10 protein-coding genes are annotated in these 12,851 nt (G+C 62.2%); 4 read left to right on the forward strand and 6 right to left on the reverse strand.

Annotation, left to right across the window (positions count from 1 at the left end; all coding sequences use genetic code 11):
• Positions 1 to 30 precede the first annotated feature (30 nt).
• Complete coding sequence (locus VVT58_RS04460) at positions 31 to 495, reverse strand: Hsp20 family protein (protein WP_066557912.1); 465 nt, start codon at positions 493 to 495, stop codon at positions 31 to 33.
• Between the two features lie 481 nt (positions 496 to 976).
• Here VVT58_RS04460 and VVT58_RS04465 point away from each other — a divergent pair, with 481 nt between their 5' ends.
• Both VVT58_RS04465 and VVT58_RS04470 read left to right on the forward strand, forming a co-directional pair.
• Positions 977 to 2,227, forward strand: a complete 1,251-nt coding sequence (locus VVT58_RS04465) for a lipoprotein-releasing ABC transporter permease subunit (protein ID WP_327754731.1) — start codon at positions 977 to 979, stop codon at positions 2,225 to 2,227.
• Complete coding sequence (locus VVT58_RS04470) at positions 2,220 to 2,909, forward strand: ABC transporter ATP-binding protein (RefSeq protein WP_327754732.1); 690 nt, start codon at positions 2,220 to 2,222, stop codon at positions 2,907 to 2,909. The genes VVT58_RS04465 and VVT58_RS04470 overlap by 8 nt, the downstream gene beginning before the upstream one ends.
• Here the strand turns inward: VVT58_RS04470 and VVT58_RS04475 are convergent.
• Positions 2,895 to 4,703, reverse strand: a complete 1,809-nt coding sequence (locus VVT58_RS04475; protein WP_327754733.1) for a diguanylate cyclase — start codon at positions 4,701 to 4,703, stop codon at positions 2,895 to 2,897. The genes VVT58_RS04470 and VVT58_RS04475 overlap by 15 nt on opposite strands.
• A gap of 128 nt (positions 4,704 to 4,831) precedes the next feature.
• Between VVT58_RS04475 and dnaE the strand changes: the two genes are divergently transcribed.
• On the forward strand, positions 4,832 to 8,368 hold the full coding sequence (gene dnaE, locus VVT58_RS04480; RefSeq protein ID WP_327754734.1) for a DNA polymerase III subunit alpha: 3,537 nt from the start codon (positions 4,832 to 4,834) through the stop codon (positions 8,366 to 8,368).
• Positions 8,369 to 8,376: 8 nt separating this feature from the next.
• On the opposite strand, the gene VVT58_RS04485 is transcribed toward dnaE, so the two are convergent.
• Positions 8,377 to 9,444: a PA0069 family radical SAM protein gene (locus VVT58_RS04485; protein ID WP_327754735.1), complete on the reverse strand. Its 1,068-nt coding sequence runs from the start codon at positions 9,442 to 9,444 to the stop codon at positions 8,377 to 8,379.
• Positions 9,445 to 9,525: 81 nt separating this feature from the next.
• Here VVT58_RS04485 and VVT58_RS04490 point away from each other — a divergent pair, with 81 nt between their 5' ends.
• The gene (locus VVT58_RS04490) at positions 9,526 to 10,035 is read left to right on the forward strand and encodes a YbjN domain-containing protein (protein ID WP_327754736.1); all 510 of its coding nucleotides are present in this window, start codon (positions 9,526 to 9,528) and stop codon (positions 10,033 to 10,035) included.
• Between the two features lie 13 nt (positions 10,036 to 10,048).
• Here VVT58_RS04490 and moaB read toward each other — a convergent pair whose 3' ends face one another.
• Genes moaB through VVT58_RS04505 form a run of 3 tightly spaced genes read right to left on the reverse strand, consistent with a single transcriptional unit; the run spans position 10,049 to position 12,839 of the window.
• Positions 10,049 to 10,576: a molybdenum cofactor biosynthesis protein B gene (gene moaB / locus VVT58_RS04495; RefSeq protein WP_327754737.1), complete on the reverse strand. Its 528-nt coding sequence runs from the start codon at positions 10,574 to 10,576 to the stop codon at positions 10,049 to 10,051.
• Complete coding sequence (locus VVT58_RS04500; RefSeq protein WP_327754738.1) at positions 10,576 to 12,378, reverse strand: lytic transglycosylase domain-containing protein; 1,803 nt, start codon at positions 12,376 to 12,378, stop codon at positions 10,576 to 10,578. Before VVT58_RS04500 ends, moaB begins: the two co-directional genes overlap by 1 nt.
• Entirely contained in the window at positions 12,375 to 12,839 is a 465-nt protein-coding gene (locus VVT58_RS04505; RefSeq protein ID WP_237229794.1) for a uracil-DNA glycosylase family protein, read from the reverse strand. The genes VVT58_RS04500 and VVT58_RS04505 overlap by 4 nt, the downstream gene beginning before the upstream one ends.
• Positions 12,840 to 12,851: the final 12 nt, after the last annotated feature.

Genomic DNA, 12,851 nt, shown 5'->3' on the forward strand with positions numbered 1-12,851 from the left:
TCGCCGCGCCCCGTTTTTAAGTGAAGCGGATCAGGCAGCGTCGCGGTCGCCGTTGATCTCCACAAGCTGGCCACCGTTGATGGCGATCTTCTTCGGCTTCATCGCCTCGGGAACTTCGCGCACCAGTTCGATCGTCAGCAGACCGTCGGCCAAGTCGGCCTTTTCCACCCGCACGAAATCAGCGAGTTCGAAACGGCGTTCGAAGCTGCGATTGGCGATGCCGACATGCAGGAAATGGGAGCGGGCGCCTCCCTGCGCTTCATCCTTCCGCCCAGTCACCTGAAGCAGGTTCTGCTGGGCAGTGATGTCGATCTCATCGGCGCGGAATCCCGCCACGGCGAGCGTGACGCGATAGCGATCTTCGGAAAGCCGTTCGATGTTGAACGGGGGATAATTGTCGCCTTGGCTCAACCGGGCATTGTTTTCAATGAGGTCGAACAGACGGTCGAAACCCACGGTCGAGCGGCGATAGGGGGTCAGGTCAAAACCACGCATTGTCATAATCTCCCAAAGAGCAAAATGAACATGCCGGACCCAGAACAAGGCATCCGGCGGAACCATTTCCAACCCCATATGGCGGTTGGACGCATTCGATATGGTTCGACGGAAGTGCGTTTCAAGAGCTATTGAAACGCGAATATGGCGCGGGCGAAGGCCCAAATGAAAAGTACCCGGGCCATGTTTCCACGACCCGGGTACTAATGGACGATTGCTCGTCTCCCCCTTGGCCTGCCTCAACCGCTTCTTAGCCCCCTAAGCTCGAAGCGGGATGCAGTATCCCTGAACCACGGCCATTTACCTGTGCTTCGAGGCCTTTGCTATGGGCAGAGCAGGCCGCTGTCACGGGCTATTTCCGGGCATTGTAATTTTCCCCAGACGGCTGTGGCTCCCATGCAACAATCGGCAATGCTTGCCGTCGGTCGAGAGCGTGCTAGACGGGCTGCCCTATCCCAATCGAGAGGCCGTCCGCGCCATCATGATTCTATCCCGATACGAACGCATGATTGCCAAGCGTTACCTGCTGCCCGGCAAAGGGGAAGGGTTTATTTTCCTGGTCGCCGGCATCAGCCTGGTGGCGGTGATGTTGGGGGTAGCGGCGCTCATCATCGTGATGAGCGTGATGAACGGCTTTCGCGCCGAACTGTTCGACAAGATCGTCGGCCTCAATGGCCATGCCGTCGTTCAGGGCTATGGCGGGCGCCTGCCGGACTGGAAGGCGGTGCTGAAGGAGGCGAAGGCGACGCCCGGCGTGACCAGCGCCACGCCTCTGATCGAGCAGCCCTTGCTGGGCAGCTTTCAGGGCCGGGTGGAAGCGGTGCTGGTACGCGGCATGACCGTGAACGACATTCGCAACAATGCGACCCTGAAGGCAAAGGTCGTCGCAGGCAGCTTGAGCGCGCTGACCCCCAATGGCGGCAAGGTGGCGCTCGGCTCACGCCTGGCGGAAAATCTGGGAATCCAGTTGGGCGACAGCATCACCATCATCAATCCGGCGGGCCGCTCGACGCCCTTCGGCACCGTCCCGCGACAGGTTTCCTATCAGGTTGGCGCCATCTTCGAAGTCGGCATCTATGATTATGACAAGGCGTTCGTGGTCATGCCCATGGAAGACGCGCAGACCTTGTTGCTGCTGGGCGACGTGGTCGGCATGATCGAGGTCGAGACCGTGAACGCCGACCGGGTCGCCGCGATATTGGAGCCGCTGGCCGGCAAGGTCGCGGGCCGAGCCGTCGTGACGGACTGGCGTCAGATGAACGCGTCCCTGTTCGAGGCGCTGGCGGTGGAACGGGTCGCGATGTTCGTGGTGCTGTCGATCATCGTGCTGGTGGCGGTGTTCAACATCCTCTCGTCGCTGATCATGCTGGTGCGCGCAAAGACGCGCGATATCGCGATTTTGCGCACCATGGGGGCGAGCCGCGTGGGCTTGGTGAAGATATTCATGACCGTGGGCGTGACGATCGGGTCGCTCGGCATGGCGGCGGGCATGGCGCTGGGCTTCACCTTCCTGTTCTTCCGTCAGAGCGTAGTGAACGCGATCCAGTTCCTGACCGGGCAGAATCTGTGGGATCCCTCGATCCGCTTCCTCACCGAATTGCCCGCCAAGCCCGATCCCGTGGAGATCGCGATCATCTGCCTGATGGCGCTGATCTTCAGCTTCCTGGCGACGCTCTATCCCGCGTTCAAGGCCGCCAATACCGATCCCGTGCAGGTGCTGCGCTATGAATGAGATATTGAAGGTCGGCGGCCTCAAACGCAGCTTCACCCAGGGCGGCGTCACCATAGAGGTGCTGCGCGGCATCGATCTGGCGGTGGCGCCGGGGGAGATCGTGGCGTTGCTCGGTCCTTCGGGATCGGGGAAATCGACATTGCTCCAGGCGGTCGGGCTGCTGGAGGGTGGTTTCGACGGATCGATTCGCATAGGCGGCGAAGAAGCGGCGAAGCTCGACAATGACGGGCGGACGCGGTTGCGCCGTGACGCGCTGGGCTTCGTCTACCAGTTCCATCATCTGCTGCCCGACTTCAATGCGGCGGAGAATGTCATTTTGCCGCAGGTGATACGTGACGCCGACATGGCGAGCGCCCGTGCCCGCGCCGAATCGCTGCTGGGATCATTGGGGTTGGGGCATCGCCTCGAACACCGGCCGAGCCAGTTGTCCGGCGGCGAGCAGCAGCGCGTGGCTGTGGCGCGGGCGCTCGCCAACCGGCCCGCTCTGGTGCTGGCGGACGAGCCGACCGGCAATCTGGACGAGCGGACCGCCGATGTCGTGCTGGCCGAGTTCCTGCGGCTGGTGCGGGAGGAAGGCTCGGCCGCGCTGGTGGCGACGCATAATGAAAGGCTGGCCCAGAAGATGGACCGGGTGGTCCGCCTTCACGAAGGGCTGCTGGAGGAAGGTTCAGGCCGGATGTGACGCCGCATCCCGGACCGTCGCGATGACGATCTGGTTGCGGCCCTGATTTTTCGCCCGAAGCAGCGCGGCATCGGCTGTCCGGACCAGCCTTTCCGCCCGGCCATGGTCGGGAAAGACGGCAAGGCCGAAGGATGCGGTGATCGGCCCCAGTTCCTCGCCCCGATGGTCGACGCGCAGATCCTGCAATTTCTGTTGCACCTGAATGGCCCGGTCGATCGCCTGATCCTGTGCGAAGCCCGGCATGAGCAGCACGAACTCCTCGCCGCCCAGGCGGAAAGCGCAGTCCTTTTCGCGTAGCGCTTCGTTCAATACTCCGCCCACGGCGCGCAGCACTGCGTCGCCAGCATCATGGCCGTGCGTGTCGTTGAACCGCTTGAAATGGTCGATGTCGACCATCAAGCAGGCCAGCGGCGTCATCGCGCTTTCGGCATGAAACACCTGCTCCTTGTATACCGTGTCGAAGCGGCGCCTGTTGGCTAGGCCGGTCAGCGGATCGGCCATCGCCATCTGCCGCAGCACGTCGCGCAACCGCAGATTGGCAAGCGCCAGGCTGATATTCTCGGCCAGCATCTCCAGATATCGTTCGGTGCGGCTGATCTGATCGGCGCTCCCGTCATCCGGCTGCTCGACATAGAGCAGGCCGATACTCTCCCCCTGTGCCGTCAGCGGTATGCAGATGGTGGGAGACAGTACGTTTCCGGCCAGATGCTCGCAGGGAATGTCGACCAGTTCGCCGGTCGGTTTATGGATTTGCCCGCGCCGCAGCGCCCAACAAGCCGTCGGCGCGAATTCCTCGCCCGACTGCCGGGGCGACAGCCAGTCGCACGCCTGCACCATCGCATTGCGGCGGGTGTCGTGGATATAGAGCCGCCCGGCAAAACCGGGCGCGATTTCAGGCGCGAAACGCCGGACGACCTCGACAAGATCGCCTATGCTGTCGCATCCTTGCAGGCGCTGCGTCATACGCGAAAGCTGGTCGCGCGTGATACGGTCCGTATCCCGTTCCTGTTCCAGCCTTTGCCTTTCCAGCCCGTTTTCCCGGAAGATGCGGATGGCCTGGGCCATGTCGCCAATTTCGTCCACTTGGGGGAAGTCGGGCGGCACGGCAGCGAAATCCTGCGCGGCCAGTCGCGTCACGACATCGCTCAATCGCACCACCGGGCGCAGGATGCGCTGCTTCAGGATGAAATAGAGGACGCACAGGAACAGCAGGGCGGTCGCGCCCAGCATGATTTCCGACATGAAGCGCCATTGCCGTGCCGATTCGGTCGCCTGCCGGACGGTGTTTTCCGTCCGTTGATCCAATATATATTGAAACTTGCCGATCTGGGCAGCGACGCGATCCAGTTCCCGGCCATATTCGTCACCGAACAGGATCTTGCGCGCGGTTTCCTGATCGCCTTTTTCGGCGGCGTTGATGGCCGCTTCCTGCTCATCGGTCAGTCCATCGGCCCAGTGCAGCCCTTGTTGCAGGGCCGCGAGTTCGCTGACGCTGGCTCCCCGATCGCGCAGATGGACAATTCTCTGTTCGACAGAGCGGAGCGTCGCCTTTTCCCGGCGGTAGGCGATGATATGCGAAGGATCGCCCGTGATCGCATAGGCCCGCGCCTGTTCGGTCTGGCGGTAGGTGTCTTCCTCCAGCGTAGCGGTCATCTGATCGAAGGCGGCCCGCTGTTCGACGGCGGCCCGTTCTTTCTCTTCCGTGCTGGACGCCATGAGCATGACGGCGCCCGATGCCAGTGTCAGGGCCACGGTGGCGCCATAGGCGTAGTTGGTGATCGTGGATAAGCGCATAATCCCCTCAAGCTAAGCCTAAAATCTTGGAGAGACGTTAATCGCCGGTCGTCGATGGCGCAATTTTACCCACGACTTTCTTGGCTTGGGGGCTGGTGCCGAATCGGTCGGAGTGCCTAGATGGGCGGATGCCTCATGCCGGTTTTGTCCCCCTTCGCGTTTTTTCTTCCTTCACCATGCTGGAAGGGGCGATCGACCCCAAAAAGATCGCGAAACAGGCCAAGGCGCTGGGCTTTCCCGCTGCCGCCATCACGGATCGGAACGGCCTCTACGGTTCCATGGCCTTTTCCGACGCCTGCAAGGGGGAGGGGGTGCAGCCGGTCATCGGCGCGATGGTCGGCATAGCCCGGCCCGACCGCCCGGCCAATGCGGCGCCCGTGCACGACTGGCTCGCCCTCTATGCGCAGGATTCCACGGGTTACGACAATCTTTGCGCACTGGTTTCGATGGCGCATCTCGACCGCCCGGTCGAGGAAGTGCCGCATATCAGCATGGATAGTCTGGAAGGCCGCACCGATGGCCTGATCGCGCTGACGGCGGGGGGCGAGGGTGCGCTGGCGCGTCTGTTCGCGGAGGATCAGCCCGCTGCGGCGCTCGCCTATGCGAAGCGGCTTGAGGCTCTGTTCCCCGACAGGCTCTATATTGAGATATGCCGCCGTCTGGACCCCGTCGAGGGCAAGGCGGAGCCGGAACTGCTCGAACTTGCCTATGCCCGCGACCTGCCCTTGGTGGCGACCAACCCAACCTGCTTTGCCGAGCCGCATTTTCATGAGGCGCATGATGTGATGCTCTGCATTGCCGACAGCGCCTATGTCGAGACGCCCGATCGACGGACCAGCTCGCCCGACGCCTGGATGAAACCGGCGGCGGAAATGAAGCGGTTGTTCGATGATCTGCCCGAAGCGCTGGCCAACACGCTGGTGGTGGCGCAGCGCTGCGCTGTGGCGGCGCCCAAGCGCAAGCCCATCCTCCCAAGCCTTGCCGGCGATATCGAGGGTGAGGCGAAGATGCTGCGCGAGCAGGCGAGAAATGGGCTGGAAGCGCGGCTGACCAAGGCGGGCATCACTGGCGAGGAAGCGCGCAAGCCCTATTTCGACCGGCTGCAATTCGAAACCGACATCATCATCCAGATGGGCTTTCCTGGCTATTTCCTGATCGTTGCCGACTTCATCAAATGGGCGAAGGATCACGACATTCCGGTGGGGCCGGGCCGTGGTTCGGGCGCTGGATCGGTCGTCGCCTGGGCGCTGACGATCACCGATCTCGATCCGTTGCAATTGGGGCTGCTGTTCGAACGCTTCCTGAACCCGGAACGCGTGTCGATGCCGGACTTCGACATCGACTTTTGCGAAACCCGGCGCGGCGAAGTGATCCGCTACGTCCAGCAGAAATATGGCGCGGATCATGTCGCGCAGATCATCACCTTCGGTAAGTTGAAGGCGCGCGCCGTGCTGAAGGACACGGGCCGCGTTCTGCAGATGAGCTATGGGCAGGTCGATCGCCTTGCCAAGCTGGTGCCCAACCATCCGACCGATCCCTGGACGCTGGAACGGTCCCTGAACGGCGTGGCTGAGTTCAAGGCGGAATATGACAATGATGCGCAGGTCAAGCGCCTGATCGATTATGCGATGAAGCTGGAAGGCTTTCCGCGCCACAGTTCCACCCACGCGGCGGGCGTGGTGATCGGGGACCGGCCGCTGTCGCAACTGGTGCCGCTCTATCGCGATCCCCGGTCCGACATGCCCGTCACGCAGTTCGACATGAAATATGTCGAAGGCGCGGGTCTTGTGAAGTTCGACTTCCTCGGCCTCAAAACTCTGTCGGTGTTGCAGAAGGCGGTGCAACTTCTCGCAGGGCGCGGCGTGGAGATCGACCTCAATTCGCTCGGCTGGGACGATCCGGCGGTCTATGAACTGCTCCAGCGCGGCGACACTGTGGGCGTGTTCCAGCTCGAATCCGAAGGCATGCGCAAGACGCTGGCGGCCGTGCGACCGACCAATTTCGGGGACATCATCGCGCTGGTGTCGCTCTACCGCCCCGGCCCGATGGACAATATTCCGATGTTCGGGCGTCGCAAAAACGGCCAGGAAGAGATTGAATATCCTCATATTCTCCTGAAACCGATCCTCGAAGAGACCTACGGCATCTTCGTCTACCAGGAACAGGTGATGCAGGCCGCGCAGATATTGGCTGGCTATTCGCTGGGTGACGCCGACCTTTTGCGCCGCGCCATGGGCAAGAAGATCAAGGCGGAGATGGACGCCCAGCGCGCCCGCTTCGTCGATGGCTGCGCGAAGAGCGACATCGCGGCGGGCAAGGCGAACGAACTGTTCGACTTGATCGACAAGTTCGCCGGCTATGGCTTCAACAAATCGCACGCGGCGGCCTATGCCCTGCTCGCCTATCAGACGGCGTGGTTGAAGGCGCATTATCCGGCGGAATTCTATGCCGCGTCCATGGCGTTCGATATTCACCTGACCGACAAGCTGACGGTGTTCGTGGACGACATGCGCCGCATGGGCCTGGCTTGTCTGGCGCCTGACATCAATCGCAGCCTGGCGGATTTCTCGGTCGAGGCGATCGAGCGGGAAGGCGACGATCCGCGCCTCAGCTTTGCCGTGCGCTATGCACTTGGCGGTCTGAAAGGCGTTGGCGAGAAGGCGATGGAGCAACTGGTCGCGGAGCGCGATGCGGGTGGTCCGTTCAAGTCGCTGGACGATTTTGCGGACCGGATCGAACCGCGCCTGCTCAATCGGCGGCAGTTGGAAAGTCTGGCGGCGGCAGGTGCCTTTGACGGCGTGCATGCGGACCGGGCCGGGGTTCATGCAGCGGTCGAAACGATCCTCAGCGTGGCCTCCAGCGCTGCGGAGGCGCGAGAAAGCGGGCAGGGCGGCCTGTTTGGGGATGTCGAAACGCCACATGCGGATGTTCGCATTCCGCCGCATCAGACCTGGTCGACGGCGGACCGCATGGCGCAGGAGAAGGACGCATTCGGCTTCTATTTTTCCGCGCATCCGGTCGATCGTTACCGGCATCTGGCTGAAGCGCGGGGGGCGAAAAGCTATGGCGCCATTTGCACCGAACCTGTTGCTGAGGGCGGCCGGGCCAATGGCGTGATGGCAGCCATGGTCGAGGATGTGCGATGGCGCGAAACCAAGCGTGGCGCCCGCTACGCCGCCGCCACTTTCTCCGACAGTAGTGGCCAGTTTCAGGCGAGTTGTTTCGATGAGGATGCCTGCAAGGCCATCGAGGACATGGCCCGCGAAGGCGATTGCGCTTTGCTGATGGTGGAGCTGGATCGGCTGCCGGGCGAGGAAACGCCGCGTGTGACGATCCGGGGTGTCGAGCCTTTCCGTCAACTGGCCAATAGTTCTCGCATGGAGTTGGTCGTCGATGTCAGCGATGTAGCGGCGATCGATGCCCTGGCGCAACTATTGACGCGCGCAAGGGGAGGGCGGAGCGAAGTGTTCCTTCGGGCGCCAGTGGGCGGCGGCAAGGCGGCGCGGCTGTTTCTGGGCGACGATTATCTGATCGGCGCGGATCAGGTGGACAGCATCGCGACGATAGCAGGTCTGCACATCGGCTATTTCGAACGGATGGAAGCGAAGGCCGACGGTTATCGCGCGCGCAACCGGCGGTCCGGCTTGCGGCTGGTGGCGGGGTGATATTCATATCAAAATAGCCGCATTTGCGCTCCTTCCGGTCTGCGGAAAAGATCCGTGCGCAGGGTCACGCGTTCTCCGGTAAAGCCTGCTCGTTTGCGCGCCTTTTGGAAGCGGGCGCGGATCAGGTCCGCCCAGACGCCCTGACCGCGCATGCGAGTGCCGAAATTCGGGTCATTGTCGCGACCGCCCCGCATATCCTTGATGATGGCCATCACTTTTGCCGCCCGATCGGGATAATGTTCGTCCAGCCAGGCGCGGAACAAGGGGGCGACTTCGTGCGGCAACCGGATGGGGATATAGCTTGCGTTCCGTGCCCCGGCGGATGCGACGCAGGCGACGAGAGCCTCTATCTCATGGTCGGTGATGGCGGGGATGACCGGCGATATGCTGGCCACGACCGGCACTCCGGCCTGCGACAATATACGGATCGCCTCGATCCTGCGAAGCGGATGCGGCGCGCGCGGTTCCAGCGTCCGGGCTGTTGCCGGATCGAGCGACGTGACTGAAATCATCACCGCCACCAGCCCTTCCTCGGCCATCGAAGCCAGCAGATCGATGTCGCGCAATATCCGGTCCGACTTGGTCGTGATATAGACAGGATGACGGAATTCCCATAATATTTCAATGCATTGCCTTGTAATCTTCCAATCCCGTTCGATCGGCTGATAGGGATCGGTATTGGTACCCATGGCGATCGGAGTGACCATATGGGATTTGCTGGAAAGTTCCTTGCGCAGCAGTTCAGCGGCATTGGGCTTGGCGAACAGGCGGGTTTCGAAATCGATGCCCGGCGACAGATCATGATAGGCATGGGTCGGGCGCGCGAAACAGTAGATGCAACCATGTTCGCACCCTCGATAGGCGTTGATCGACTGGTTGAACGCGATGTCGGGAGAGTTGTTGCGGCTGATGATCGTGCGAGGCTGCTCTACGGTGACCTCGGTGCGCCGTCTGGTTGGTGCGCCGTCAATCTCCGGCAAGGCGTCTAGCCAATCGCCATCCGCGATCCGCTCGGGCATGTTGAAACGGCGGCTTTCGCCGTTCAGTGTCGCGCCTCTGCCCTTTTCCGCAGCCATGCAGTATTAGAACATAAAGAGAACATATTGACAAGAGGCTCCGGCCGCAGCACCTATGGCTCAGGATAAAGAGGGGGCATTATGCGGAAGATTGCCGTGATCGCGGGATTGTGGATAGCTATGCTGGCAGCGCCTTGCCTAGCTGCTGATGCTGATCCTTGCGGCGCGAATCTGGTTTGCGCGAGCGATCCGCAAACGGTGATCCGGGCTTTGCAGGCCGAAGGATATAAGGCCGCCTTGAGCAAGAGCGCCCAGACCGGAAATCCGAAGATAGAGAGCGCGGCCAGCGGATATAATTACACGATCTTCTTCTATGAGTGCGAGCAGACGCGCCAGTGCGGCTCCCTGCAATTTCAGGTGAGCTTTGAGGATGACGGCGGCAATACGCCCCAACTTGCCAATAAGTGGAACAAGGACAAGCGGTTCGCGCAGATGTCGGTCTGGGATGATGGGTCACTGGCCCTGGCCTATGACGTGACGACTGTAGGCGGCCTCAATCAGAAGAATTTTGCGGATGTGGTCGACTGGTGGGCGGTGATGCTGGGCGAGGCTGGAAAGTTCTTCAAGGACAACCCGGCACCCGAGAAATAATCTTTCAAGCCGCTTAGCGTTCGGTCAAACGCGGCATCAATTCGACAAAATTGCAGGGCCGGAAACGATTGTCGAGTTGGCTGATGAGGATGCCGTCCCAAGCGTCCTTCACCGCGCCGGTCGATCCGGGCAGCGCGAAAATATAGGTGCCCCGCGCGACGCAGGCGGTGGCGCGTGACTGGATCGTCGATGTGCCGATGGTCTGAAAGCTGAGCCAGCGGAACAGTTCGCCAAAGCCGGGAATTTCCTTGTCCTGCACCTGCGCCAGTGCCTCGGGTGTGACATCCCGGCCGGTGACTCCCGTTCCGCCCGTGGTGATGATGCAGTCGATCTGCGGATCGTCGATCCAGGCATGAAGACGGGCGACGATGGCCGATCGTTCGTCTCGTTCGATATGACGGGTCGCCAGGACGTGACCGGCCGCTGCTATGCGTTCGGCCAAAATGTCGCCGGACCGATCGTCAGCGGCTGTGCGGCTGTCCGACACCGTCAGCAGCGCAATGCGGACCGGCAGGAATGGCCTGCCTTCGTCGATTGGCATCAGTCGGAGCCGCCCGCGATGCTGGCGCTGACATTTGCGCTGGCCATCGGCGTCCTGGGCGTCAGGCGTACGAGGCGCGTGCCCTTGGCCCCTGGGAAGGTCGGCCACAGACCCTGCGCCATGCCCGCCAGCGACTCCGCGCTGCCCTTCGCCTGGATCTGATACATCCAGTAATTGCGCATCACGATGTTCACATAGGCGCGGGTCTCATAATAAGGCAGCGATTCGATGAACAGCAGCGGATCGCCATTGTCCTTCACTTCGCTGTTCCAACGCTCGACCGGCAGAGGACCGGCATTATAGGCGGCCATGACCTTGGGCAGCAATCCGCCGGTCGCGCTCATGTCGCGCAGATTTTCCAGATAGCGCTGGCCATATTCCATATTGGTCGACGGCACGAACAACTGGTCGGACGCGGCTAGCCCCATCAGATTGCCGGTGCTGGGCAGCACCTGCATCAGGCCACGCGCACCGGCGCTGCTGACGACATCCCGGCGGAAACCCGATTCCTGAAGCGTGTGGGCATAGACCAGCGCCGGATCGACACGCCATCCGCCGTCCGGCCGCCAATCGGGCGCCGGAAAGCGCGCGAAACTGCCCGGCTGCTTGCCCACCGGGCCGTTATGGGCCAGCCAGAGCTGCGTTTCCGGTAGGCTCAGCGCGCCGGCCAGGCGAAGCAGCGCATCATATTGCCCGGTCCCGCCGATCTTCGCCTGATAGCGAAGCATCTGGTCCGCCCGCGCATTCTCACCGATTGCAGCCAGAGCGATCGCCGCCCGCACATTCGGGCTGTCCTTGAGTTGCTGCCATTCCGCAGCGCCGAAGCGAGGCGCGACCGGCCCGCCGCCCAGCGGCACCGCCAGCGTTTCACGCGCCAGCAGGCCATAAAAGCTTTCGTCCGAACGGGCGGCGGTCTTCAGCAGATTTTCGACCTTTTCAGGCTCTCCGCAAACCATATAGGCGCGTGCCGCCCAATAGGCGCCCGCCGCGCGCATGTCGCTATTGCCTGCCAGTGCCGTGACATTGGCGAAGGCAGGCGCGGCGGCGCGGCAATCATTCTGGCGCCAGGCGGCAAGGCCGGTCGTCCAATAGGCCTGAACCGCCCAATCGCCGCCGCTGCGGCTTTCCAGGGCCCTTGCCGCCATGCGCCGGGCATTGGCGTCGTCGCTTTCGATATAATAGGCCCAGGCGATGCGCTGCCGCACTTCGGTCAGTCCCTCGGGCGTCAGACCAGCTTCGCCACTGAAGAGCAGCGCTTCGGCACCGGCCGGATCATCATTCTTGATGAAGGGCTGAATCTGGCCGACCAGCGTCTGGGCCAGGGCGTCGGTCTTGACGGCCGGAACATATTCGCGGCGCGGCGCGCTGCCCAGCCAGACCATCTTCTGCACCTGCGGCAGCGTCGGCAAGATGGTCGCGCCGCGTTTTTGCGCCAGCCGGGAAAGCTGATCGGCCTTGTCGAGCCATGGCGCCTTGTTGATCAGATCGAGCAGTTCGAACAATTCGACCTTTGGCGAATTCTTGCCGAGATAAAGTTCGGCCAGGGCGACGGGGCGGATGGCGTCCTGCGCATCCAGCGCGGTGATCATTGCCCTGGCATCAGTCCATTTCTGGTCGCGCAAGGCTCCGTAAATGGCGCTATACCGGCTTTTATCTGCCTCGCTCAATTGAAGCGGGGATGAAGGCATGCCCATGGAAAGGGCGGATACCGCGCTGGTCGTATCGGCGTTTGCGGGCATGGCCGCCAATGTTGTGAAGGCAACGGCGGCCAGCCAGGACGAACGGGTTACGGCGCGAATCACTCGGGCATTTCCTCAATCAAACCTTGCAATATACGCCAACATTCTGCCTTTGCCGCGGGTTGCCCAAGCAACAAACGCGGATGAAATGTGGCGAAGACGGATAAGGTGCCGCCATCATGGTTAAAAACCCGTGAACCTGAATCGGCCGCAGGCAACAGGGTGCGGATCGTTCGGTCGCCCAGCAATAATAACCGTCGCGGCGCGGCGAGCATCACATGCGTGCGCATCCGTGCGGCTGCGGCCGTCAGATCCGATGCCTCGACCATGGCGCCCGGCGGCCGGGATAGGAAGAGGGACGCCAGATGAATGTCGGCACGCTTCAGGCCGATCGCCCGCAACATCGCATCGAATAGCTGCCCGGCCCGGTCGCTGAGCAGGGCTCCGGCGCCGATGTCCGCAGGATCGGGCATATCGGTGATCACCATCAGAGGCGCATGGGTCGGTCCTTCGGGCAGGATCATGGCGCCTGGCCA

It is taken from the genome of Sphingobium sp. SJ10-10 (assembly GCF_036038995.2).
GTDB lineage: Bacteria > Pseudomonadota > Alphaproteobacteria > Sphingomonadales > Sphingomonadaceae > Sphingobium.